Origin of the sequence: Nonomuraea gerenzanensis, from assembly GCF_020215645.1 — a bacterium.
GTDB classification, from domain to species: domain Bacteria; phylum Actinomycetota; class Actinomycetes; order Streptosporangiales; family Streptosporangiaceae; genus Nonomuraea; species Nonomuraea gerenzanensis.
In genome coordinates this window covers 7,227,505-7,253,364 of sequence record NZ_CP084058.1, presented here as the reverse complement: position 1 = coordinate 7,253,364, position 25,860 = coordinate 7,227,505, and the positions used below count along the sequence as shown (strand labels likewise).

Here is a 25,860-nt window from a genome sequence, read left to right as displayed (position 1 = left end):
GTGGCTCCGCCAGACTGCTGCCGTGTCTTCGTCGTCCTCGTCCATGATCGCCGTCACGCCGCTGCTGCTCGTGATCGTCCTCCTGCTGACCGCGCTGGGCGGCGCGGTGGCGTGGCTGGGGCGGCTGGGGCACGGCCGCGCCGTCGTGACAGCGTGCCTGCGGGCCGCGCTGCAGCTCGGTGTCGTGTCCCTGGTGATCACCTGGGTCGTCGCGTACTCCCTGACGGTGGCGGGCTTCATCCTGCTCATGTACGGCGTCGCCGCCCTCACCGCCGGGCGGCGCATCACCGCGGGCGGGCCGGGATGGTGGTGGGCGGGGCTGCCGATCGCCGCCGGGACCGCCCCGGTGCTGGCGATCCTGACGGGCAGCGGCGTGGCGTCCATGTCCGGGATCGTGGTCATCCCGATCGCGGGGATCCTGCTGGGTGGCTGCCTGACCGCCACCGCGCTGGCCGGGCGGCGCGCCGTGGAGGAGCTGGCGCGGCGCAGGGGAGAGGTGGAGGCGGCGCTGGCGCTGGGGTTCCTGCCACGGGACGCGGCCATGGAGATCTGCCGCCCGTCCGCCGCCGGGGCGCTGGTGCCGGCTCTGGACCAGACGAGGACCGTGGGGCTGGTCACGCTGCCGGGGGCGTTCGTGGGCGTGCTGCTCGGCGGGGCGAGCCCGATCCAGGCGGGCATCGTCCAGCTCGTGGTGCTGGTGGCGCTGCTGGCCGCCGAGGCCATCGCGACCGTGGTCACGGTCGAGCTCGTCGCCCGCGGCCGCTTCGACCCGGCGGCCGAGCAGCCCTGAGCCGGGCTCCTGCCGGTCGCGATGATGGACCGACAACACACCTAGCAGCTCCCCGTTCCGATCGAGCAGGGGCGTGGAGCGCACGCCACGGCCGCGAAGAGTCCAGGAAGGGCTGTTCGAAGCCCCGGTCGGCGACGATCCGCAGCGCCCTCGTCCCGGGGTCCAGCACCTGGACGGCGCGTCCTGGCCCAGCACACCGAAACTCGCGCCGTGATCGGAGTTCACACCTGCGAGTCTCACTCCGCCCGCGCCGGCGCGCCATCCCGGCGGCGGCTAGGACAGGCCGTCGGACCCCTCGGGGACGCCGGTCAGCGCCTCGGCCTCCTTCTTGGTGTACGGGGTCCCCGGCCACTCGACGAGCACGACGGTGGCGTCGTCGCGCAGCCGGCGCTCGTGGTAGTCGAGATGATGCAGGATCAGCCGCCGCAACGTCTCGGGCACCGGCAGCTCGTCGGCCTGGTGCCGGATGAGGAAGTCGGTGAACCGGGCCATGCCGAACTCCTCGCCCTCCTGGTTGCGGGCCTCGGTGATGCCGTCGGTGTAGAGCAGCAGCCGGTCCCCGGGCTGGAGGTGGTCGTGGCACGCCGTCACCGGCAGGTGCAGGCCGGTGCCCGCAGGTGGCGCGGGATCGCAGGCCAGCTCGATGGTGGCCCGCCTGCGGACGATCACGGGCGGGTGGTGCCCGCAGTTGACCCAGGCCAGCTCGCCGCTGGTGATGTCGAGCGTGGCCAGCACGCCGGTGGCGAACCGCTCACCGCCGAACTGCCCCGTGAGCGCCTCGTCGATCCGCCGCGCAGCCCGGACGAGCCCCTCGCCCTCGTGCCGGCTGTTGCGCAGGGTCGTCAGGGCGAGGTTGGCGGTCAGGCCGGCGGCGGTGTCGTGGCCCATCGCGTCGAAGATCGCCAGATGGGCGACGGGCCCTTCGAGGGCGTAGTCGTACACGTCGCCGCTGACGTCGTACGCGGGCTCCATCACCGCGCTGATCACCAACCGGTCGGTGGCGAACGTGCGCTGCGGCATCAGCCGCCACTCCATCTCCGCCGACACGCTCATCCGCCTGCGCCGCACCAGCCTGGCGTAGGTGTCGCTCAGGGGCCGCTTGGAGACCACGAGCAGGGCGACCAGCCCGGCCAGGCGCTCCATGTCCCGCAGCGTCGCGGCGTCGGCGCCGGTGGCGCTGATCCGCAGGACGCCGAGCCGGTCCGTGCCGTCCACCAGCGGCACCCACCACCGGCTCGGGTCGCGTACCGAGGCAGGCAAGATCTTGCCGTGCTGGAACGCGCGGCCGGCCACCGTCCCCTCGATGCAGATCTCCCCGCGCTCCTTGGCCCCGGACGGGGCCGGGCGCGCGGTCAGCGGCGAGAGCACCTCCTGCTGCAGGTCGGCCAGGTAGATCAGCACGTCGTGCAGGCCCACCCTGGCCGCCTGCTCGGCCACCAGCGCGGGGATCTGCTCCAGCGTGGAGGTGTGGCTGGCGGAGATCAGCGCGCCGAACATCGCCGCACGCTCCGCCGCCGGCGCTGCCGAGCCAGACGCCGTGACGCCATCGTGAGCGGTCATGTACCTAACGTAACCGGCCGGGTTGTCACTTCAGCCGTCATATCGCCGTGCCTCCTGCTCAAGTGGTAGGGGTGCCGGTGGGGTGTGATCGGGTTAAGGTGGGCGCGGGAGGTTCGCATGAGGTTCTTCCGCCCGGCCGCCACCGCCCTGGCCGCCGCCCTCACCTTGACCGCCCTCGCCCCCGGCGCGGCCGAGACCGCCACGGCGCAGGCTGGTGTGGCGCAGGCCGGCGCAGTGCAGGTCGGCGTGGCGAAGGCCGGCGCAGTGCAGGCCGGCGTGGCGAAGGCCGGCGTGGCGCAGGCGGTGCTGGGTGACATCCGTGGCGGCGACAGCTTCGTCGTCCAGGGCAAGGGCCGCTGCACGGTCGCCTTCACCGTGCGCCGCGGCACCACCGGCGGCTTCCTCACCGCCGGAAGCTGCGGCGAGCCCGGCGACGTGGCCCTGACCGGCTACGGCGGCACCCCGATCGGCGTCTTCCAAGCCTCCTCCTACCCGGGCGACGACCACGCCTGGGTCGCGCTCAACCCGGGCTGGACACCCCGCGGCACCGTCGTCGCCCTGGGCACCGAACGCCCGGTACACGGCGCCGCCCCCGCCCCCGTCGGCTCGCGCGTCTGCCAGGCGAGCCCGGTCACCGGCTGGCTCTGCGGCACGGTCCTGCAGCGCAACGCCACCATCACCTACCCCGGCGGCACGGTCACCGGCCTGGTACGCACCAGCGTGTGCGCCGAGCCCGGCACGTGGGGCGTGCCGTTCCTGGCCGGCGACCAGGCCCAGGGCATCACCTCCGGCGGCACGGGCAACTGCGCCACCGGCGGGAACACGTTCTACCAGCCGGTGGCGGAGGCCCTGTCGGCCTACGGGCTCACGCTGATCACCAGCTGAGCCGAAGCTATTCCCTAGGGGCAGGTCGTCTGGTAGGGCTCGCCGGGTATGTACTGGTCCCATTCCTGCCGGGTGAGCGAGCGGCCCGCACGCGTGCAAATGGCCGAGGACGGATCCGTGGGCTGAGAGACGTCCCACAGAGCAACGGTCGGGTCGAACTCACCGCCTGAGGCCAGGATGCTGCCGTCAGGGCTGAACGCCAGTGATCGCACCCCGTCACTATGTCCGGTGAGCGGGATACCGATCTGCTCGTGGGTGGCCAGGTCCCACAGCCGCACGGTCCTGTCGTGTCCGCCGGTGGCCAGGGTCGTGCCGTCCGGGCTGAACTGCACAGCCGTCACCGGGCCGCGGTGTCCGGCCAGCGGCGCGCCGAGTTGCCTGCCGGTCGCTACCTCCCACAGGCGCACGGTCTCGTTGTCGTAGTAGCCACCCGTGGCGAGAGTCTTGCCATCAGGGCTGAACGCGATCGACGACACAGGGCCGCTGCGTCCGGTGAGTGGCGAGCCGCCCTGCTCAGGGAGGGAAACGTCCCACAACCAGACCGTGCCGTTCGCATCGATGCCGGCGAGTGTTCCGCCGTCCGGGCTGAACGTCAGCCAGTACATGGGCTCCTGTTCGCCGGGGAGGAGTCGGCCGGTCAGCTCACGAGCCGTGATGTCCCATAGCCGGACGCTCCCGTCTCCTGTACCGACCGCCACGGTCCCGGCATCAGGGCTGAACGTGAGTGAGCGCACAGAGTACTCCCGGGTGGGCAGCTCAGCGATCTGGGTACCGGCGACAAGGTCCCACAGCCGGACAGTCCCCTCATCATCACTGCTGGGTAAGCCGTCGTCACTGGTGGCCAGGGTCTTGCCGTCACGGGTGAGCGCCATCGGGCCGTAGGAGCTGCCGAGTGGGGTGAACGGCTCACCGATGCGCGTGCGGGTGGCCACGTCCCACAGGCTGAGAGCGCCGGTGTAGACCGCCAGGCTCTTGCCGTCGGGATTGAATGTCACCACGCGCAGGAAACCTGCTTCTGTGGAGGCCTGCAGCGTACCGGCCTCTCTGTGGATGGTGAGATCCCACAGCCAGACGGACCCATGGTCTTTCTCGGTAAGTGGGTCTTCACTGCTGCTGCTGGCCAGGGTCCGTCCATCCGGGCTGAACACCACCGAGCCCACAGGACCGCTGTGCCCACGAAGCGGTGCGCCGATCTGCTGTTGCGTGTTCAGATCCCACAACCGTACTGTTCCGTCACCGCTGCCTCCTCCGGTCGCCAGAATCAAGCCGTCCGGGCTGAACGCCAGCGAGCTCACGCCTTCCGTGTGTCCGAGGAGCGGCTTACCCACCTCCGTCTGGCTGAGGACATGCCACACTCGGACGCCTCCGTCGCCATAGCCTCCGGCGGCCAGGTATTCCCCGTTCGGGCTGAACGCGATCACCTCCGTGCTTCCTTCGTGCTCCGCGAGCGCACCAAGCTGTCTGCGATCGGCGAGGTCCCACAGCCGTATGGTGTAGTCGGAGCGTCCTCTCGTGACGAGGATCCGGCCGTCGGGGCTGAGTGCCACCGACCGCATGTCCTGGCTGTGGACAGGCAAGATGAGCGGCGCACCGCTGGGCTGGTGGGCTGCGACGTCCCACAACCAGACAGTCGTCCCATTAGAAACGGCCATCTTCGTGCCGTCGGCACTGAGCGCCATCGCGTCTGCGGAGGGGCCGGCTGACAGCGGCTCGCCCACTTGCTCATGCGTGGCCACGCTCAAGAATCGGATCGTTCCGCCATTGTCATCGACAGCGAGAGTCCGGCTGTCCGGGCTGAAAGTAATCGAGGCCAAGCCATATTCACTCGCATCGAGGGCGATCGGTGCGCCGACCTGAGTGCGGGTGGACACGTCCCAGAATTGAATGGTCGACTTCGTCGCGGTGGCGAAGATCCGGCCGTCCGGGCTGAAGGCCACCGAACGCACGAGATCGTTGTACGGGGACGTGAAGGGTGCGCCCAGTTGCTGCCGGGTGGACACGTCCCACAACCGAACGCCTTCCTCGATCGGGTCGGGGGTCTCTCTGAGGGAGAATCTGTCGCTGATGACGGCCAGGATCTTGCTGTCCGGACCAAAGGCGATCACGATGTCGTGGCCACCCGTGTTCAGCCGGCCGGACTGCTGGTGGGTGCCCACGTCCCACAACGACACGGCCCCGCTGTCGCGAGAGGGGTCGGAAGACAGAAGATGGGCATCCTCAGGCAGACCGGTGCTCGCCAGGGTCTGACCGTCCGGGCTGAAGGCCAGGGTGTCGATGATGTATCCGTGTCCCGCGAACGGCGTGCCGATCTGTTCGCGGGTGGCGATGTCCCACAACCGTACGGTCCGGCCGTCCAGGCTGGTGGCGAGTAGCTTGCCGTCCGGAGCGAAGGCCATTGCGGGCGCGCCATCCGAAGGTCCCATGGACGGGGCGCCGATCTCTTCGCGGGTGGCGAGGTTCCACAGGTGTACCGGCTGATGGTTCCCTCCGGTGGCCAGCGTCCTGCCGTCCGGGCTGAACGCCATCGCTTCGACGATGTGGCTGTGCAGAAGCGACTCGCCGACCTGCGTGCGCGTGGCGACGTCCCACAACTGGACGGTCCCGTCGTCCTCGCCGGTGGCGACGGTCCGGCCATCGGGACTCAACGCGACCACGCTCACGCCTTCGCGCCCGGCAGACGGTACGCCGATCTGCTCATGGGTCGCGACGTCCCACAGCCAGACGGCCCCGTCACCGGCCGCGCCTGCCAGCGTCCGTCCGTCCGGGCTGAACGCCAGGACGTCCACGCCGGTTTCCCCGGACATCGGCTCGCCGATCTGCCGCTGAGTGGCCACCTCCCACAAGCGGACACTGCCCGGGTAGCCGCCTTCGCTGGCCGCCAAGATCTTGCCGTCCGGGCTGAACGCCACCACTCCCATGGGGCCGGCGTACGACGTGAGACCCCTGCGGCTCGGCGCGGCCAGTGCGCTGACCATGGCATGCCGGGCCTCGCCGGTAGGGGCGAAGCGCCAGGCGGTGGCGGCCAGCAGGCTCGCTGTCGTGGTGTCGGTGTCCATCAGGTCCTGGCTCTGCGCCGCCAACTGGCGCGACAGGGCTTGCCTGCGTTGTGCCTCGGCCGCGTCGGCCGAGCTGATGGCGGTCGCCGCGGCGTACACGGCGAGGATCGCCAGCACCGTGAGTGCGGCGACGCCCAGGCGGGTCCAACGCCTGCGCCGCGCCGCCGCCGCGTGCGCCTGCGCCGCGGCTTGGTCGCTCGCGGCGAGGAACGCTCGTGTGACCTCCGACAGAGGAGCAAACCTGCCGGCGACCGCCTCCCAGGCGTCCTGCTCCCGGTGGACGGCAGCCAGACGAGTGCCTTGGTAGAGGAACGATTGATCCCGGTGATGGTGGTCCCAGTCCGCGGCGTCGTCCACCAACTGGCTGTAGAGCACGCGGCTGGCTTGGTCCTCGTTGAGCCAGCCGCGTAGTCGCGGCCAGGCCCGTAGCAGGTGGTCGTGTGCGATGTCCACGGTCGTCTCACCGAGCACGATCAGCCGCCGTGCCGCGAAGGCCTCCACGACGGCGTTGACGTCGGCGTCACTGTCAGCCTGCTCGTACAGCTCCCGCCTGCTGACGCGGCGGCAGGCCACCTGGCCGTCGCGGGAGATCACCGTCAACCGGTGGAACAGGCGGTGGGCAAGACGCTGCTGGTCGGTGGTCAAGCTGTCGAAGGCGGCCTCCGCGCTGATCCGCACCGCGTCCGCTACCCCGCCTCCGCTCCCGTAACCGGAGATGGTCAGCCGGTTGCCGTCACGGTTGTCCCAGGTCGTCAGCATCGCCTGGGACAGCAGAGGCAGGGTGCCTATGCCGTAGCCGTCGTGCGAGCCGAGCTCCCCGAGCACCGTCTCCGCGAGCCCGTGCTCAAGTGTTAGCCCCGCCGCGGCAGCCGGACCCGTGATGACACGTCGAAGCTCACTCTCCGTCATCGGGCCGAGAACGAACTGTCCGTTGCTCATCGCCTCGGCCAGCGCCGGGAACGCGGCGCACCGGTCCAGGAAGTCCCCCCGCACCCCGATCACCACCAGCCCGGCCTGCTCGCCGTCCGGCCAGGCCGAGGCGGTGGCCATCGCGCTGAGCGCCGAGACGAACGCCTCGTCCTGGCGCGGGTCCTCGGCCAAGGTGAAGAGCTCCTCGAACTGATCCACCACGATCAGCACGGAGGCTCCATCCGGCGCGCCACACGCCAGTACGGCCTGGCGAGCCAGCAGGTGGGCGTCGCCGGGGTGGTCGGTCAGCGCTCGCTGGAGGACGAGCGGGTCAGCCCCGCCGAGTGCGGCCAGGTGAGTCGCAAGCTCGGTCAACGGGGCACGAGTCGGGGTGAGCAGCAGGCACGGCCAGTCCTGGGAGCCGGGCACCGGCAGCAACCCGCGAGCCAGGGCAGGCAGTAACCCCGCCCGCAACAGCGATGACTTGCCGACCCCTGAGGCGCCGGTGACCAGGACGATGCCCGGCTCGGTCAGCCGCTCGGCCAGATTCTCCACCAGGTGAGCGGTCGCCTGCTCGCGGCCGTAGAAGATCTGGGCGTGGTCGGCCTCGAACGCCAGTAGCCCCCGGTATGGGCTGTCATGCGTCCAGCGGGTTTCGCTGGAGATGTTTCGGTCATCACGGGCGAACCGGAGTGCGGCCAGTTCCTCGCGGATGAGCATCAGCTGGGTGGACTGGGCACGCATCCGTTCGCGGTCGTGCCGGTGCTCGGCATCCTGGCGATGCAGGCTCTGCTGGATCTGCGCGGCAGAGGTCTCTATGCCGAGCAGCAGGAAGGAGAACTCAGTGAATTCGGCACTCAATGTGGCGAAGGCTGTACCGAGTTGCGTCTGCAGGTCGAGGTCGCGGCTGTCGACCGCCGCTCGCAGCGCCACCTCGGACGTGTTGACCGCGCCCAGCAGTGCGGCCAGTTCCGCGCGCGCGTGCCGTGCCTGCTCGCCACCGGTGGTGAGCAGGCGCTCGATCCGCTGCTCCAGCTCGTCCTCGATCTCCATCCGGGCCGGCGGGTCGACGCGGTGGCGCAGTGCCTCGACCGCCTTGCCGATCACCTCGCTGAGGATGTTGGTGCCGACCCCGGCTGCGATCCCGAGGGCGGCCAGTACGGGCCCGCCCGTTCCGACGGCGAGAGGAGCCAGCGCGGCGGCCGACAGCACGGCCAGCAGTGCGGACGGGGTCAGCTTCACCAGGCTCGCCGGAGCCAGCCGCGCGACCGCCGACGCGATCCCGGCTCGCGCTCTCTCCACGGCCCAGCGGACCTGATCGTCTGGCTGGTGTTCGGTCTCGTCGGCCATTCATGTCACCGAACCCACGCGAGGACACACTGTTTCTACTTGGCTATCGGAGGAACGCCGCCTGCTGCTACCTCGTTCCGGAACAGGGGAGGTGCCGGCTCCGCCGCAGCGCGTCGAACCCTACGACCTGAGCTCGTAGACAGCGGTGGTGCCGCTCACCTCGTTCCCCACCACCAGCAGCGGGGTCCGGGTCGGGCTGTCGTGCGCGTCGATGAACAGCACCCCCTCAGGCCCGACGTCCCCGGCCGTGCCCGCCTCGACGTCGCCGGCGAAGTCGCGGGTGTTGACGTAGCCGGCCAGCCGCGGCCGGCGCGGGTCCGACAGGTCGTAGGCGACGACGCCGCCGACCCGCTCCAGCCCGGCGAACGCGTACGTGCGGCCCCGCACCTCGCCGACCGTGACGCCCTCCGGCTCGGGGCCCTTGTTGTCGCTGCGGGAGTCGAAGGAGCCGTTCTCCTCGTTGTCGGCGTTGAACTGCGCGGGCAGCTCGCGGGCGACGAGCTGCTCCAGCTCGCTGCCGGAGTCCCAGACCAGCGTGCCGTCGGCGGCGCGCACCGAGATCGACCGGCCGCCGAACGCGCGCAGCTCCGTGTACCGGCCCTCGGCGTCCTTCGGCGAGTCGGCGAGGACGGTCAGCCGGCCCAGCGCCGCGTCCTGCTTCAGCGCCGCCGCGTCAGGGAACGCGGACGGCGACAGCTCGGCGTCCTTGACCCGCACCTCGTCGCTGTGGCAGTCCCAGTCGCGGCTGTCGCCCTCGTTGGCGGTCACCAGGTACGTACGGCCCCGCTCGCGGAAGTGCGCGATCGCGTCTGGCATGTACACGCCCTTGACCGGGTGGGGCCGGATGTCGATCCTGCCGTCGCGGTCGGAGGCGTCCAGTGCGGCGGCGGGCTCGGCGTGGTCCTTCAGCCCGAGCGGCACGATGTCGCGCACCGTGGCCCGGGCGAGGTCCACCACGGCCAGCGCGTTGTTCTCCTGGAGGGTGACCCAGGCGGTGCCGTTCGCGGTGGTGATGTACTCCGGCTCCAGGTCCTGTGCCGCGCTCGCGCCGGGCCCGCTGATCCGCACGCCCCTGGCGCGCAGCGCGTCCTCCTTGCCGTTCCAGGCCCGGAACCCGGCGGTGCGGACGGTGCCGCGCCGCACGTCGATCACGCTGACCGAGCCTTCCGGGTCGTTCACGGCGCCCGCGCAGTACGAGGCCGCCTCGCCCTCGTTCGCCACGACGACCTGCCTGCCGTCGGCGGTGAACGTCAGCATGTCGGGCAGCGCGCCCACGGTGACCTGCCGCTTCTTGGCGCCCGTCCGGGCGTCGAAGAACGCGACGCTGCCCGCGGCCGTCTTGTCCGCCGCCTGCTGCGCGACCGCCACCAGCGAGTCGTGCACCGCCACGCTGTTGGCGCCCGGGGTGGCGAGCGTGGCCACCTTGCGCGGCGCGCGCGGGTCGCGCAGGTCGAGCACGTCCACCGTGCCCTGCTCCGCGTTGACGACGAACACGCGCCGGGTCTTGGCGTCGTACGCGGTGATCTCCGCGGCCCCGGCCCCGACGGCGCCGGCGGAGTAGCGGCCGAGCAGGGACAGCTCGAGGCCGGACGGCTTGGAGACGGTGGAGGCGGACACGGGAGCAGGGCCGAGCATGGCGAATACCGACAAACTCGCCGCCGCCAGACAAATCGGGGTCTTAATGTGCATGTGGCGGAGTGTCGTGATCCTTCATGAACGCTGTCCTACGCTCGGATGACGAGAGTCGGCGCCGGACATGAACAGCGCCAGGTCCTTGCGCAGCGCCTCCCACCACAGGTCCGCCCCGTCCGGCCCGAGCAGGAAGTGCGCGGCCGGCAGCGCCCGCCACGAGAAGTGCGGGGTCTCCTCGCACCACGCGTGCGTCGAGGCCGCCGGGATCGTGGCGTCATCCACACCGTGGTAGAGGAAGATCGGGCAGCGCAGGCGGCGGGCGGCGGCGGGCCTGCGGTAGGTCTCGCTCGCGTGCAGCTCCGCCCGGATGACCGGCAGGAACAGCTCGCGGAACTCCTCGTCCGCGCCCAGGTCGGGGCTGAGCCCGCCCATCGCGACCAGCTCCGCCAGCAGCCGCCGGTCGTCCAGCAGCCGCCAGTCGAGCGCGGGCAGCGGGGTGGCCGGCGCCCGCTGGCTGGCCACGAAGAGGGCCGCGACGCCGCTGCCCGACTCCTCCAGGCGGGCGGCCAGGTCGAAGGCCACCAGCGCGCCGTAGCTGATCCCGGCGATCATCAGGCTGTGGCCCTGCTCGATCTCCTGGGTCAGCGCGCGGACCAGGTGGCGGCTCATCGACGCGACGTCCGGGAAGGGGTCGTCGCCGATGCGCCCCTCCCGGCCGGGCAGCTCGGGCAGCACCAGCCGGACCCCGTCCGGCAGCTCCTCCCGCCACTTCCTGAACCTCCCCAGCCCGCCACCCGCGTGCGGCAGACACACCAGGGACACCATCAGACACCTCCCGATCGGATCAGCGCGCGCCGGCGGCGACGGGGCCCATCCAGGCCAGCAGCTCGTCCAGTGCCTGGTAGAAGCGCTCGATCTCGCTCACCTCGTTGTAGAGGTAGGCCGAGACCCGCAGCGTCTCACCGCCGGCCAGCTCGGTGACCAGCGGCTGCGCGCACAGATGGCCGCTGCGCACCATGAACCCGTAGGAGTCGCTCAGCATGCGGGCCACCTCCCCGGCCGGGACGCCGCGCTCCAGCCGCAGGGTCGCCAGCGCGATCCGGTCGCGCTGGTCCGGCGGGCCGATCAGGCGCACCCCGGGCCGGTCCAGCGCCCCGCCGACCACGGCCGCGCGCAGCGCCCGCTCGTGCTCGTGGCGCTCCGGCGTGTCCAGGGCCTCCAGGTAGCGGATCGCCGCCGCGGAGCCGATGACCGAGGCGATCGCGGGCGTGCCCGTCTCGAACGTGAACGGGATGCGCCGCTCGACGCTGCCGTCGAGGTCGACCCAGTCCACCATGCCGCCGCCCACCGTCAGCGGGCGCAGCGCGGCCAGCCGGCTGCTGCGCCCGTACAGGCAGCCGACGCCCGTGGGGCCCAGCATCTTGTGCATCGAGAAGGCCAGGAAGTCCACGTCCAGCGCGCGCACGTCGACGCGCCGGTGCGGCAGGTACTGCGCGGCGTCCACCACGATCGTCGCGTCGCAGGCGGCCCGCACCTCGGCGGCCAGCTCCTGGATCGGGTGCACGACGCCGGTGACGTTCGAGCAGTACGTCAGCGCCACCACCGCCGGCCGGCCCCGCAGCAGCGCGCGGAAGTGGTCACGGTCGAGCCGGCCGTGGGCGTCCACCCGCGCCAGCTCCAGGCGGCCGGCCCGCCGCCACGGCAGCAGCTGCGAGTGGTGGGCGTCCAGGCAGCCCACGACGTAGGCGTCCGGGGCCAGGCCGAGGCCGCTGGCGACCAGGTTGAGCGCCTCGCTCGTGTTGCGGAGCAGGACCACCTCGTTCGCCGCCGCGCCCAGGTGACCGGCGATCGACACGCGGGAGGCCTCGTAGGCGTCCGAGGCCTCCTCCGACAGCCGGTGCTTGCCGCGGTGGATGTTCGCGCCGTTGCCCTCGTAGTAGTCGGTGATCGCCTGGATGACCGGGCGCGGCTTCAGGGTCGTGGCCGCGTTGTCCAGGTACGCGATCGCCTGCCCGTCGATCTGACGGCGCAGGGCGGGGAAGTCGTCCCGATGGCTCATCACGCACCGCCTTCCGCGGAGAGATGGGAGACGCACGACTGGAACTTGCCGCTGCGCTCGCAGGGGAGGTAGTCCACGGCCTCGACGCGGACCGGGTTCGGCGCCAGGGCCCGGGTCAGGCGCGGCGCGAGCGTCTCGTCCGGCGTGCTCCCTGCGGCGGGGACGTACCGGAAGACGCACGCGCCGGTGCGGTCCTGCTCCAGCTTGTACAGGTCGATCCACGGGGCGTCGCCGACCACCGCGTCCAGCGCGCCCGGCGTGACCGTGCGGCCGTCCGGCAGCCTGATCATGTGCGTGACCCGGCCCTCCACCCGCACCACCGGCAGGTCGCTGCCGCAGGCGCACGCGCCGCCGACGGGGGTGAACCAGTCGCCGGTGGCGTACCGGATGCGCGGCACCAGGCCGTCGTCCACGGTCGTGACATACAGCTCGCCCGGCCGCCCCTCCTCGACCGGCTCGCCGTCCTCGACGAACTCCACGTAGAAGTCCCTGTCGTTGATGTGCCGCCGCCCGAGATGGCATTCGAACCCGAGGTAGCCCAGCTCGGACATGCCGAGCATGTCGCCGATCGGGCACCGCGGCCCCATGAAGGTCTCGATCTGGCGGCGCGCCACCCGCGTCATCAGCGTGTAGCCGCACACGACGTGCAACGGGCGCGGCGAGGTGATCCCGCGGCCGAGCCGCCGCGCCCACCTGGTCAGGAACGCGAAGTGGGTCGGGTCCACCACCAGCAGGTCCGGCTGGTACAGCTCGATCTCGTCCAGGGCCTTGACGACCTGCCACTCGGGCGTGGCCAGCAGGTCGTGCGCGACGGTCAGCACCAGCGTGCCGTCCGGCAGCGTCCGGTCCTTCATCGTGGAGAAGCCCGTCGCGCACTCCACATCCGAGCAGTTCGGCGGCGCGAACCGGCAGATCCTGGGACGGTTCCCGGGCCGCCACAGCTCGTCGAAGCGGCGGTTCACGCCGATCGCGGTCGCCTGACGGCGCGCCAGGTCGTAGGACAGGACGGCGCTGTTGAGCCGGTCGCCGGACGTCCCCGAGCTCTGGAAGCGCATGACGTGCGCGGAGCTGAGGGTGTAACCCCTGGCCAGCACACCCGCCGGGAAGTTGCGCCGGTAGTGCGGCTTGGACGTCGGCGGGATGCGCAGGAGGTCGCCGGCGTCCTTGATGTCCTCGGGCCGCAGCCCGTGGGCCTCCATGTGCCTGCGGAAGAAGACGGTGTTGTCGAAGGCGTAGGCGATCTCCTCGCGTACGGCCTCGAACGTGGCCCGGCCGGTCATGCCATGGCCACCAGGACCGAGCGGGCCCCCGAGTAGGGCCGCCTGCCGTGGGAGAACTGCTCGTTGTCGACGATCATGACGTCGCCCGCCTGCCACGGCAGCGCGATCTCCTCGGCGTCGTACGCCGCGCGGATCTGCGCCAGGTCCTCCGCCAGCAGCGCGCTGCCGTCGCCGTACATGGCGTTGCGCGGCAGCTCGTCCTCCTCGAAGCTCGCCAGCAGCTCGTGCCGCACCTCCTCGGGCAGCGAGCTGACGTGGAACAGGTGCGCCTGGTTGAACCAGACCCGCTCGCCGCTCGCCCGCGCCGTGACCGTGGCCTGCACCACGTGCCGGGTGCGCAGCCGCTCCCCGCCGAGCCACTCCGCCTGGATGCCGTGGCGCGCGCAGTAGGCGCCGACCTCCTCGCGGCTCTGCGTCTGGAAGACCTCCTGCCAGCTCAGGTCCAGGCCGTGGCCGAAGTTGCGCACGTACATGACGCCGTGGCGCTCGAAACGCTCGCGGGTGGCGGCGGGCAGCCTGCTCAGGACGCGGGCGCTGTCGGCCACGGGCGTCTCGCCGCCCTCGGCGGCGGGGACCAGGCACGTCAGGAAGAGCGTGGCCGGCCACGACGCCGTGTACGACATCTCGTTGTGCTGGGGGATGGTCTGGTCCGGCGGGTACTCCGTCGAGGTGAAGACGTTGCCGTCCACCCGCCGGCGCGGGGTCGAGCGGTTGTCGTAGTCGCGCAGCCCGCCGGTGAGCGCGGTGGCCAGCGCGGCGAGCCCGCCGGCGTCCAGCGGGGTGAAACCACGCAGCAGGACGGCCCCGTGCTCGTCGCGCAGCCGCGCCAGCGTGCCGCCCGAGCCGGCCAGCCACTCCCGCGCGTCGAGGCCGGCGACGGTGGGCGTGCACAGCACCGCCCGCGACCCGTCGAGCAGCGGGGACACGCTGACCAGCGACTCCCCGCTGACCGGGATCGATCGGCGCGAGCCGCCGAAGCGCCCCCTGGAGCCCGCCGCCGTCGTCTGGTTCGTCATGACTCTTCCGCCTTCTTCTCCAGGAGCCCGTCGATGAACTCGGCCAGCTCCGACACGACCGGACGCTCGAACAGGTTGCGCAGCTTGATGTCCACCTTGAAGTCGTCGCGCAGCTTGGCGATGAGCTGCGTCGCCAGCAGCGAGTGGCCGCCCACGTCGAAGAAGTCGTCGTCGGCGCCCACCCGGTTGAGCAGCAGCAGCCGCGCCACGATGCCGGCGACCCTGGCCTCGGTCCCGGTGCGCGGCTCGACGTAGGCCGCCGCGTCCGCGCCCGCGAAGCTGCCGGGCTCCGGCAACATCGAGGCGTCGATCTTCCCGGTGCTCGTCACCGGGAACGCGTCCAGCGCCACCAGGTGCGCCGGGATCATGAACTCCGGCAGCCGCTCCGCCAGGAAGGGCCGCAGCCACTCCGCGGGCCCGCGCCCGCCCTCGGCGTCGATCAGGTAGCCGACGAGGTGCGCGCCCGCGCTCTCGCCCGCCTCCACGGCCAGGCTGCCGGTCACCCGCGGATGCCGGCGCATGACCGCCTCGATCTCGCCCAGCTCCACCCGGAAGCCGCGCACCTTGACCTGCCGGTCGGTACGGCCGAGGAACTCCACGCTCCCGCCGGGCAGCAGCCGCACCTTGTCCCCCGAGCGGTACATCCGCGCCGACGGCTCCGGCGAGAACGGGTCGGCGGCGAACCGCTCCCGCTGCTCCGCCGTGCCGGACAGGTAGCCCTGCGACACGGACGAGCCGCCGATCCACAGCTCACCCGGCAGCCCGGCGGGCAACGGCCTGCCGCGCGGGTCCAGCACGTACGCGCGCGCGTGCCGCATCGGCGTGCCGAGCGGCACCGTGGAGGCCAGGACGGCCGCCTCACCCGAGGTGACCTCGCCGCAGAGCACGCCGACGGTCGTCTCGGTCGGGCCGTAGTGGTTGTAGAGCCGGCAGCCGCCGAGAAAGCCGCGGAACAGGTTGTACGCGCCCCACCCGAACGGCTCCCCGCCCACGACCAGAGCCTGACGCGGCATCAGCCGTTCAGGGGCGTCGGCCACGGCGAAGACGGACTCCAGGTGCGTGGGCGTGATCTTGAGGAGGTCGTAGCTCTCCTCGCTGAGCAGCTCCGCCAGCGCCTGTGCGTCCGCCGACACCTCGGGCGCGACGACCAGCAGCTCGCCGCCGCTGAGCAGCGGTGGGAACAGGGCGGTGTTGCCCAGGTCGGTGCCCAGGGTGCTGAGCGCGACCGAGTCGACCGGCCCGGTCAGCCCGAGGCGGTCGAGCACGCCGTCCAGGTAGGCGGCCAGCTGCCCGTGGCCGACCCGCACGCCCTTCGGCACGCCGGTGGAGCCCGAGGTGAACAGGACGTAGGCCGGGTCGTCGTCCGTCGTGCGCACGTCGGGGCGCACGTCGGGGCGCACGGCCGGGCGCCCGGCGCAGCTCGTCAGGTCCTCGTCCACGAGGACGGCCTCGCAGCCCGCGGGCAGGTCCGCCGCCGTTTCCTGGGTGGCCACCACGTGGGTGAAGCCGGCCGCGGCCATGATGGTGAAGCGGCGTCCGGCGGGCAGGCTCGGGTCGACCGGCACGTACGCGGCGCCGGCCTTGGCGATCGCCAGCATCGAGACGACGGCCAGGGCGGAACGTTCCAGATGGAGGCCGACCAGCGTGCCCGGGCCCACGCCGCGGTCGGCCAGCTCGCCTGCCAGGCGGTCGGCGGCCTGGTCGAGGTCGCGGTAGGTCCAGGTGCGGGTGGCCGATCTGAGCGCCGTGGCGCCGGGCACCCGCTCCGCGCTCCGCTCGAAGCGCCGGTGCCAGTGCTCCGCCGTCCGCATGGGCGGTTCTGCGGGATTGGTGGCGGTCACCAGCGCGCGTGCCGCCTCCTCGTCCAGCATCGCCAGCTCGTGCACGGTCGCCGAGAGGTCGCCCCCCAGCGCCGCCACGGTGGCCCGCAGGCACGCGAGCAGCGCCTCGGCCCCGCCCTCGGCCAGGCCGCCCGCCTGGTGCCGCAGCGTCAGGCGGACCTCGCCGTCCACGTCCAGCACCGAGAGGCCGACCTTGCGCCCCTCGTCGGCCGGCTCCACCCACAGCCCCGACCAGCCCGGCACCTCCGGCGCGGCGGCGTCGTGGCAGGCGAAGCCCGGCAGGGTGCGGGCGTGCTGCCGGGCCGGCTGCATCGCGCTCTCACCCGCCTGCTCAGCCGAGTCCAGCTCCAGGTCCACCGCCCGCAGCAGCCCGTCCAGCGTCGTCTCCTCGTCGATCGCGGCCAGGACCGGCATCGGCGTGGCGAACTGCCCGATCGAGCCGAGCAGCTCCTGGAACGGCCGCCGCGTCAGCGTCGCGCAGACCGCCAGCCGCTCCGGCCGTCCCGTGGCGTGCCAGAGCGCGGCGAGCCAGCCGGTCAGCAGCACGCCGCGCAGCCCCGCGTCCAGCTCCCGCGCCAGGCTCCGCAGCCGCCCGGCCAGCGGCGCGGGCAGCGTCCACGTCAGGTCCTCGTGCTCCGCCGCGTCGCAGCGCAGCTCCAGCGGCAGGTGCAGCGGCGGCAGGTCCGCGAGCCGGGCGTCGCGGCCGGCCGCGGCCTCCCGCTGGCGGTCGCTCGGCGCGCCCTCCTCGAACTGCCACTGCGCGTAGTCGGCGTACTGGACGACGTCGTCGCGGCTCCACGGCGTGCCGCGCAGCCGGGAGGCGTACGCCTGCCCCAGGTCACGGAAGAACACCCGCGCCGAGGCGCCGTCCATGCTCAGCCGCGGCGCCGAGACGACGAGCGAGCGCCGCCCGTCGGCGTGGGCGAACAGGATGAGCCGCGGCACGTGCTCCGCCCCGGGCGTCTCCGCGCGGGCGAGCGCGGCCAGGGCCGCGCCGTCGCCGGCCGCCTCCACCGCGTGGACGCGCGGGTCGTCCTCGATCACCATCAGCACGGTGCTGTTCTCGCCGAGCACCTGCCGGTACGCGGTCCGCAGGCTCTCGTGGGCGGCCACCACGTCGCGGGCGGCCAGCTCCAGCACCTCGCGGTCCACCGGGCCCGGCAGGCCCACCCCGGCGACGGTCCGGCCGGCCAGGCCGCCCGAGGCGAGGCCGAGCACGTGCTCCTGCTGCTTGGAGAGGCGGAAACCCGCCCACTCCTGGGACATCAGCTCTGCTCCTGGTCGATCCACAGCTGCCTCTCCGTGTACTTGTTCCAGGTGTTGACGGCGTCGTCGCCGAGGTACTCGGCGGCGACCTTCCAGAAGCCGGAGTACTCCGCCGGCAGGTTGAGCTGGGAGTTGCCGGCCTGCTGCGGCATGTGCGCCAGCACGTCACCCAGCTTCATGCGCAAGATGTCGAAGAACGCGGCCCGGTCCAGCGGGATGTCGGCGCCGGTCCGCCGGTCCTTCATCTCCGGTCTCCCGCTCACACGCATCACGTTGCGGAAGCTCTTTCCGAGCGACGCGTAGCTCATGACCGAGAAGGTGAAGATCATCTGCTCCACCTCGGGGCCGACGACCGATCTGACCTCGGCCCGCCTGCTCTCGGGGATGGCCTCGACGTCGTCGTTGTGCAGGCCCTCGGTCCCGTACACGCCGTGGAAGAGGGCCGCGAGGCACACGTGGTCCTCGGCCCGCATGTCCTGCATGATCGAGCAGGCCCTGAACATGTGGTCGAGCAGCGTCTCGTCCTGATGGGCGATCTTGTGCAGGCCCAGCCGGACCAGCTCGCCGCGATAGCTCTCGGCATCCAGCATGGAAGGTTCCCCGTTCTCTATCGGGTGGGCACGCGGTGCGTGCGGATGTCGTTCCAGGAGCGCTGCCTGCGGGTCTCCGCCTTGCCCTCCCACAGGTCCTCCAGGGTGCGGTTGATCAGGCCGAGCTTCGTCTCCGGCCGGGTGGACAGCAGGCTCACCAGGGCGTTCAGGCAGCGCGTCAGCCGCCGTACCGTGCCCTCGGTGAAGAGGCCGGAGCGGTAGTCGATGCCACCCGCCATGCCGCCCCCGGCCGTGGCCATGAGCGTGAGCTTGATGTCGTGCACGGAGAGCAGGAACTCCGCGTCCAGCTCCTCGGCGCGCACGCCGGGCAGGTCCCACTCCGGCAGCGGCACGTCCTCCAGCAGGAACCAGGTGCGGAACAGCGGCGCCGACTCGCCCGCGCGGCGGGCCGGGTTGACGGCCTGCACGACGTGGTCGAAGGGCACGTCCTGGTTCGCGTACGCCTCCAGCGCCCGCTCCCTGACCTGCCGCAGCACGTCCGCGAACGAGGGGTCGCCGTCGAACCTGGTCCGGATGGCGAGGCTGTTGACGAGGAACCCGATCGTGCTCTCCAGCTGCGGGTGGGCCCGGTGGCCCGCCGGCACCCCGACGATGACGTCCTGCTGCCGGCACCACCACTGCAGCAGCACCTGCCACGCCGCCAGGTAGCCCATGAACGTGGAGGCCCGCTCCGCGTTGCACACCCGCTTGAAACCGGCGGCCACGTCCGGGTCGATCGCGAACGCCACGCGCGCCCCCTCCACCACCCCGGAGCCGTCGATCCGGCCGTCGGTGGGCAGCGCCAGCACCGGCAGGGGAGGGGCGAGCCGGCGCCGCCAGAAGTCGAGCTGCGCCGCGAAGCCGCCCGAGGCGGACTGCTCGGCCTCCCACACCGCCACGTCGGCGTAGCTCACGCCGGGGGCGGGCAGCGCGGACCGGTCCCGGTAGAGCGCGCTGATCTCGCGCACCATGATCGAGGTGGACCAGCCGTCCCAGACGATGTGGTGCACCGAGACGATCAGCACGTGCTCCTCGGGCGCGGCCCGCAGCAGCCGCACCCGGAAGTGCGGCCCTGCCGCCAGGTCGAACGGGGTGCGCGCCTCCTCGGCGATCACCTGCTCCACCGGCTCCTCGCCCAGGTCGGCGAGGTGGAAGTCCAGTGGCCGTCCGCCGTGCGGAACCTGGCCCGCCGTCCCGAAGGACAGGGACAGGACGTCGTGCCGCTGGACGAAGATCTCGAACGCGCCGCGCAGGGCCGCCACGTCGAGTGGGCCCGTCAGCCGGAACGGCTGCACCAGGTTGTAGGTGGTGCTGCCCGGCGCGAGCTGGTCGTGGAACCAGAGCCGGGCCTGCGCGGCCGTCAGCGGCACGGCGTCCCGCCCGCCCTGCCCGGCGCGGTCCTGCCCGGCGGCGTCCCGCCCGCCCTCTCCGGCGACGGGCCCGGGGACGGCCGGGGACCCGCCGCCGCGCCGCAGCTCCTCGATCACCGCCGCGATGCCCGCCAGCGTCGGGCTGTCGAACAGCACCCTGATGGGGATCTCCAGGCCCAGCTCCTTGCGCAGGTGCACGACCGTGCGCATGGCCATCAGCGAGTCGCCGCCCAGCTCGAAGAAGTGGTCGTGCCGCCCGATCCGCTCGACCCGCAGCATGCCCGCCCACACCCCGGCGATGATCTCCTCGACCGGCGTCGCGGGCGCCTCGTACGCCGCCACGTCCTCGAACGCGCGCTCGCTCACCACCAGCGCCTTGCGGTCCACCTTGCCGTTCGCGGTCAGCGGCAGGGCCGCGAGCTCGACGAAGGCGCTCGGCACCATGTACTCGGGCAGCCGCTCGGCCAGGAAGCCCCGCAGGCCGGCCGGGAGCGGGCGCCCCTCCTCCGGGACGGCGAAGGCGACGATCCGCTTGGCGCCGCGCGGCTCCCCGTGCACGGTGGCGACCGCGCCGCGCACGTCCGGGTGCCGCGCCAGCGCCGTCTCGATCTCGCCCAGCTCGATCCGGTAGCCCTGCACCTTGACCTGGAAGTCCTCCCGGCCGAGGAACTCGATGTCGCCGCTCGGCAGGAACCGGCCCAGATCCCCCGTCCGGTAGAGGCGCTCGCCGGTCACCGGGTGGCGGATGAACGCCGCCGCCGTACGCTCGTCGTCACGCAGGTACCCCTCGGCCAGGCCGGCGCCGCCGATGTACAGGTCACCGGGGACACCGACCGGCCGGGGCCGCAGCAGGTCGTCGAGGACGTGGAAGGTCTGGTTCCGCATCGGCCGCCCGTACGGGATGCTCGGCCAGCCGGCGGGCACGTCGCCCACCGGGTAGAGGATCGACCAGATGGACGCCTCCGTCGCGCCGCCGAGGCTGACGATCTCCGGCTCGCCCAGCACCCGCCTGATCCGCTCCGGCAGGGTGACGGGGAACCAGTCGCCGCTCAGCATCACCAGCCGCAGCGCCCGGCTGCTCTCCTCCTTCACGATCAGGTGCTCGACCAGGAGCTCCATCAGCGCGGGCACCGAGTTCCACACCGTCACCCCGGCCTGCTCGGCCAGCCGCAGCCAGGCGGCGGGGTCGCGGTGCGCGCCGGCGTCGGGGACGACCACGGCGCCGCCGGCGGACAGGGGGCCGAACAGGTCGTAGACGGACAGGTCGAAGCTGAGCGACGACAGGGCCAGCGTCCGGTCCCGCTCGCCGATCCCGAAGCGGTCGTTGACGTCCACGACCGTGTTCAGGGCGCCGCGGTGGCTGATCATCACACCCTTGGGCACGCCGGTCGAGCCCGACGTGAAGATCACGTACGCGAGGTCGCCGGGGCGGGTGGCGCACGGTGTCTCCGGGGGCACGGCGGGGCCCGCGGGCAGCGCGTCCACCCGGAACACCACGCGCCCGGCCTGCGGCGCGCCCGCCATGAGCGCGCCCGTTGTGTCGGTGCCCAGTGCCTCGCCCAGCCTCCCGGCCACGTGCGACTGCGTCAGGACCGCCCGCACCCGGCCGTGGTCGAGCAGGAATCGGATGCGTTCCTCGGGGAAGTCCGCGTCCACCGGCAGGTAGGCGGCGCCCGCGGCGAGGATCCCGAGCACGGCGGCGCACTGCTCCCAGCCCTTGTCCATCACCACGGCGACCAGCTCGTCCGTCCGCACGCCCAGGGCCGCCAGCCGGCCGGCGATCACCCGGGCCCGGCACGCCAGCTCGCCGTACGTCAGCGTGCGCGTCCCGGTGACGACGGCCGGGCGGTCGGGCGCGCGCTCGGCCAGGGCGAAGAACGGCTCGTGCAGCAGGCCCACCGGCCGGGGCCCCGCAGTGCGGTTGTACCGCTCTTGCATGGCCCGGTCCGCGGCCGGCAGCAGGGACGGCGGCGCCTCGTCCCACCGCGCCTCGTCCCCGGCCAGCCACCGCAACAGCTCCAGCGTGGCCCCGTGGACGGCGGCGACCAAGCCCTCGGGGAAGAGGCCGTCCACCGCGTCGATGTCCAGCACCAGACGGCCGCCGGACTCGAAGACCTGGGCGTCGATCCACACCTGCGGCGTCTGGGAGATGCTGTAGACCTCCTCGCCGATCCCGGTGTCCTGACCGTGGTCCAGGAAGAGGCTGGTGAACACCGCCGGCATCGCCGCGTCCTGACGTACCTTCTTCAGCTCGCGCAGCACGCGCACGCCGCTGAAGAGCCGGTGGTCGAGGTCGGCGAGGAGCTGGTCGCGCACGGCGCGGGCCCGCTCGGCGAAGGAGCCGCCGCCGGCGGTGACCTCCAGCAGCGTCACCGAGGTGAAGTCGCCGACGACGGCGTTCACGCCCGGGTGCAGCGGCAGCCGGTTCGCCATCGGCAGGTTGAGCGTGAACCTGCGGCTCTTCGACCAGGTCGCCAGCGCCTCGCCGTACGCCGCCACGAGCAGCGCCGTCGGGGTGACCCCGCGCCGCGAGGCGGCCGCCCTGACCCGCTCCCAGGAGCGCTCGTCGAGCGTCCCGCTCACCCGGCTGAAGCGGGGCGCGTCGATCTCGCCGGGGTCGCGGGCCAGCGGCAGCTCGGGCGCGGGCGCGAAGCCCGGCACGCGCTCGCGCCAGTACGCCTCCGCGCGCCGGTACGGCTCGCTCTCCTCCAGGCTCTTCTCGGCCAGGACGTAGTCGCGGAAGGAGAGCTCCGGCTCGGGCAGCTCCCTGTCGGGGTCGCGGTAGAGGGCGGACAGCTCCTGGAGCAGCAGGTTCGAGCTGCGCGCGTCGGTGATCAGGCCGTCGATGCCGTAGTGCAGGCGGGTCCTGCCGCCGTCCATGACGGTGGCGCGCAGCTCGAACAGCGGCCACCGCTCCGGCACGAACACCTGGTGCGACATGGCGCCACGGGTGGCCTCCAGCGCCGCGCGCACCTCCGCCTCCGGCAGCCCGCGCACGTCCTGCGCGGCGATCACGTAGCCGGGCACCTCGTCGAGGATTCGCTGCTCGCCGTGCGGCAGCACCACCGCGCGCAGCATCCCGTGGCGCCGGATCAGCCGGCGGAACGCACGCTCCAGCCGGGGCAGGTCCAGCTCGGCCACCTCGAACTCCTCGTAGCCGTGCATGCCGACGTTGCCGATGTCGAAGACGCCCGTCCTGCCGATCCAGTAGGCCTGCTGCACGTCGGTCAGCGGGAAGGGCTCGCCGGCGGCGCCGGGGTCGGGGACGATGACCGGCAACGCCGCCGGCTCCGCCTCCCCGGCCGTGGCGCGGGCGGCGTGCACCGCGCGTGCCAGGCCGCGGATCGTGGGGTGCTCGACGAAGGTGCGCAGCGGGATGTCGACGTTCAGCAGGGCGCGGACGCGGGCGACGAGCTGGGTGGCGAGCAGGGAGTGGCCGCCCAGCTCGAAGAAGCCGTCGTCGGGGCCGATGCCGGGGGTGCCGAGGAGGTCGGCGAAGATCGCGGCGATCTCCAGCTCGGTGGGGTCGCCCTGCGCCGGCGGCTCGGTGGCGGCGGTGGGGTGCGGCTCCCGTCCGCCGGCCTGCACGTCTCGGGCGTCGGCGTGCGGCTCGTCCGTGGTGTCACGCGGGCTCGGTACGGTGGCGCGCGGCGGGTCGATCCAGCACCGTTCGCGCTCGAAGGGGTAGCCCGGCAGCACCGTGCGGCGCGGTACGACCCCGCCCGCCGGCGCCGCCCAGTCGATCGCGACCCCCCGGCACCACAGCTCACCGACCGCGGCGAGCAGCCCGTTGCTCTCGGGCAGGGTGGCGACCGCCTCCGCGCCCGCCACCCGGGCCAGCCTCGTCAGCACCTGGCCAGGCCCCAGCTCCACCAGCGCCGCTCCGGTGCCGAGCGCCGTGCGCAGGCCGTCGTCGAAGCGCACGGTGGCGCGGATCTGCCGCGCCCAGTACGCGGGGCTGGTGGCCTGCTCATCGGTGATCCACCCGCCGGTGACGTTCGACACGAACGGGATGGCGGGAGGTGACAGCCGGATCCGCCCGGCCTCGCGCTCGAAGGCGGCCGCGGCGTCGTCCATCAGCCGAGAGTGGAAGGCGTGCGAGGTGCGCAGGCGGCTGGAGCCGGTGCCGCGCCCGGCGAGCAGCGCCTCGAACGCCTCCACCGCCTCGAAGGGGCCGGCGACCACGCACACGCGCGGGCCGTTCACGGCGGCCAGGTCCAGGTCGCCGCCCAGCAGCGGCACGACCTCGCCCTCCGGCAGCGGGACGGCGGTCATCGCGCCAGCCGGGGCGCCCTGCATGAGCCGGCCCCGCGCGGCCACCAGGCGCAGCGCGTCCTTCAGGGACATCACTCCGGCGACGCACGCGGCCACCAGCTCGCCCAGGCTGTGCCCCAGCAGGGCGGCGGGCCGCACGCCCCAGGACTGCCACAGGCGGGCGAGGGCGTACTCCATGACGAACAGGGCCGGCTGGGTGAGCGCCGTCCGGTCGATCTCCTGCCCGGTGGTTTGCGATGGCTCGCCCAGCCCCAGTGCCGCGCGGACGTCGACGCCCGTGAGCGACCGCAGCAGGGTCGCGGCCCGGCCGGCCTCCTCGCGGAACACCGGCTCCTGCTCGTGGAGCGCCCGCGCCATGCCCGTGCTCTGCGTGCCCTGCCCGGGGAAGGCGAAGACCACGGGGCGGTCACCGTCCACGGCGTGCCGCGCCCGGACACCCGCCCCCAGCATCTCCGCAGCCTCGCCTGCGCCGCCCACGGCGCCCACGACGATGGCGGCGCGATGAGGCAGTGACCGGCGGCCGTGCTGCAGGGTGGCGGCGACCTCCGCGAGACGTTCGCCCGGGTTCGCCCGGAGATGGCCGGCGAGCCTGGCGGCGATCCGCTCCAGCGCGGCGGGCGTCGCGGCGGAGATCGGCAGGACGTGCGCGGCCCGGCCTTCGGCCTCCGCCGCCGGGGCGCGCACGGGCGCCTCTTCCAGGACGACGTGCGCGTTCGTGCCACCGATGCCGAACGAGCTGACCCCGGCCCGCAGCCGTTCCCCGTGCCACGGCGTCAGGGCGGCGTTCACGTGGAAGGGGCTGCCCTCCAGCCCGAGCTGCGGGTTCGGCTCGGTGAAGTGCAGCGAGGGCGGCAGCTGCCTGGCCTTGAGCGCGAGCACCGTCTTGATCAGCCCGGCCGCCCCGGCCGCCGTGTCGAGGTGGCCGATGTTCGTCTTGACGGAGCCGATCGCGCAGCCGCCCGCCGGGGCGTCGCCGAAGGCGCTCTTGAGCGCGGCGAGCTCGACGGGATCGCCCAGCGGTGTGCCGGTGCCGTGCGCCTCGACGTAGGAGATGCCGGACGGCTCCACGCCGGCGACGGCGAGCGCCTCCGCGATCACGTCGGCCTGGCCCTCGACGCTCGGCGCGGTGAACCCGACCTTCCGCGCGCCGTCGTTGTTCACGGCCGAGCCGCGGATGACGGCGTGGATCAGGTCCCCGTCGGCCAGCGCCTGCTCGAGCCGCTTCAGGACCACCACCGCGGCGCCGCTGCCGGCCACGGTGCCGTCCGCTGCGGCGTCGAACGCGCGGCAGCGCCCGTCGGACGACCTGATCCCGCCCGGCTCGTGCAGGTAGCCCCGCCGCTGCGGCAGGACGGTCGCGCCGCCGGCCAGCGCCACGTCGCACTCGCCGCCGTTCAGCGCCTGGCAGGCCAGGTGCACGGCGACCAGGGACGTCGAGCAGCCGGTCTGCACGCTGACGCTGGGCCCGCGCAGGTCCAGTTTGTACGAGATCCGCGTCGGCACGAAGTCCTTGTCGTTGCCGATGGAGGTCTGGAAGGCGCCGACCCGCTCCACCAGGTCGCCGTTGGGCAGCAGGTTGTGGTGGAGGTAGGCGCTCTCGCCCACGCCGGCGTACACGCCCGTGACCGTGTCCGTACCCGAGGCGAGGCCCGCGTGCTCCAGCGCCTCCCACGCGCACTCCAGCAGCAGCCGGTGCTGCGGGTCGAGCAGCTGGGCCTCGCGGCGGGAGAAGCCGAAGAAGGCCGCGTCGAAGCCCGCCATGTCGGCGAGCACGCCGAGCCTGCGCACGTAGCCGGGGCGGGCGGCCTGCTCCGGCGTGACGCCGTCGGCGCGCAGCTCCTCGTCGGTGAACGTGGTGATCGACTCGACGCCGTCGCGCAGGTTGGCCCAGAAGGCGTCCAGGGTGTCGGCCCCGGGGACCCGCAGGGCCATGCCCACGATGGCCACCGCGCCGTCGTTCATGATGTCGTCGGTCATTCCT

Annotated in this window: 12 protein-coding genes; 2 read left to right on the top strand and 10 right to left on the bottom strand. The window is 72.8% G+C overall.

What is annotated here, in order from left to right:
* The first annotated feature begins 22 nt into the window (after positions 1-22).
* On the top strand, positions 23-790 hold the full coding sequence (locus tag LCN96_RS33770; RefSeq protein WP_225266475.1) for an ABC transporter permease: 768 nt from the start codon (positions 23-25) through the stop codon (positions 788-790).
* A gap of 273 nt (positions 791-1,063) precedes the next feature.
* Here the strand turns inward: LCN96_RS33770 and LCN96_RS33765 are convergent, their stop codons facing one another.
* Complete coding sequence (locus tag LCN96_RS33765; protein ID WP_225266474.1) at positions 1,064-2,350, bottom strand: PP2C family protein-serine/threonine phosphatase; 1,287 nt, start codon at positions 2,348-2,350, stop codon at positions 1,064-1,066.
* A gap of 117 nt (positions 2,351-2,467) precedes the next feature.
* On the opposite strand from LCN96_RS33765, the gene LCN96_RS33760 reads away from it, so the two are divergent.
* Positions 2,468-3,235: a S1 family peptidase gene (locus LCN96_RS33760; RefSeq protein ID WP_225266473.1), complete on the top strand. Its 768-nt coding sequence runs from the start codon at positions 2,468-2,470 to the stop codon at positions 3,233-3,235.
* Positions 3,236-3,249: 14 nt separating this feature from the next.
* On the opposite strand, the gene LCN96_RS33755 is transcribed toward LCN96_RS33760, so the two are convergent.
* The 9 genes from LCN96_RS33755 to LCN96_RS56805 all read right to left on the bottom strand — a co-directional run bounded on the left by LCN96_RS33755 (position 3,250) and on the right by LCN96_RS56805 (position 25,856).
* Positions 3,250-8,550: an NACHT and WD repeat domain-containing protein gene (locus LCN96_RS33755; RefSeq protein ID WP_225266472.1), complete on the bottom strand. Its 5,301-nt coding sequence runs from the start codon at positions 8,548-8,550 to the stop codon at positions 3,250-3,252.
* Between the two features lie 120 nt (positions 8,551-8,670).
* Complete coding sequence (locus LCN96_RS33750) at positions 8,671-10,167, bottom strand: choice-of-anchor I family protein (RefSeq protein ID WP_225266471.1); 1,497 nt, start codon at positions 10,165-10,167, stop codon at positions 8,671-8,673.
* Between the two features lie 93 nt (positions 10,168-10,260).
* Entirely contained in the window at positions 10,261-11,007 is a 747-nt protein-coding gene (locus tag LCN96_RS33745; RefSeq protein ID WP_225266470.1) for a thioesterase II family protein, read from the bottom strand.
* A gap of 19 nt (positions 11,008-11,026) precedes the next feature.
* Positions 11,027-12,241, bottom strand: a complete 1,215-nt coding sequence (locus LCN96_RS33740) for an aminotransferase class V-fold PLP-dependent enzyme (RefSeq protein WP_225266469.1) — start codon at positions 12,239-12,241, stop codon at positions 11,027-11,029.
* Positions 12,241-13,521: a phenylacetate--CoA ligase family protein gene (locus LCN96_RS33735; protein ID WP_225266468.1), complete on the bottom strand. Its 1,281-nt coding sequence runs from the start codon at positions 13,519-13,521 to the stop codon at positions 12,241-12,243. The genes LCN96_RS33740 and LCN96_RS33735 overlap by 1 nt, the downstream gene beginning before the upstream one ends.
* Positions 13,518-14,537 (bottom strand): TauD/TfdA family dioxygenase, encoded by a 1,020-nt coding sequence (locus LCN96_RS33730; RefSeq protein ID WP_225266467.1) that lies wholly within the window; start codon positions 14,535-14,537, stop codon positions 13,518-13,520. Before LCN96_RS33730 ends, LCN96_RS33735 begins: the two co-directional genes overlap by 4 nt.
* Entirely contained in the window at positions 14,534-17,644 is a 3,111-nt protein-coding gene (locus LCN96_RS33725; RefSeq protein ID WP_225266466.1) for a non-ribosomal peptide synthetase, read from the bottom strand. Before LCN96_RS33725 ends, LCN96_RS33730 begins: the two co-directional genes overlap by 4 nt.
* Complete coding sequence (locus LCN96_RS33720; protein WP_225266465.1) at positions 17,644-18,234, bottom strand: DUF6817 domain-containing protein; 591 nt, start codon at positions 18,232-18,234, stop codon at positions 17,644-17,646. The genes LCN96_RS33725 and LCN96_RS33720 overlap by 1 nt, the downstream gene beginning before the upstream one ends.
* A 17-nt stretch (positions 18,235-18,251) precedes the next feature.
* Positions 18,252-25,856: a non-ribosomal peptide synthetase/type I polyketide synthase gene (locus LCN96_RS56805; protein ID WP_263657349.1), complete on the bottom strand. Its 7,605-nt coding sequence runs from the start codon at positions 25,854-25,856 to the stop codon at positions 18,252-18,254.
* Positions 25,857-25,860 lie beyond the last annotated feature (4 nt).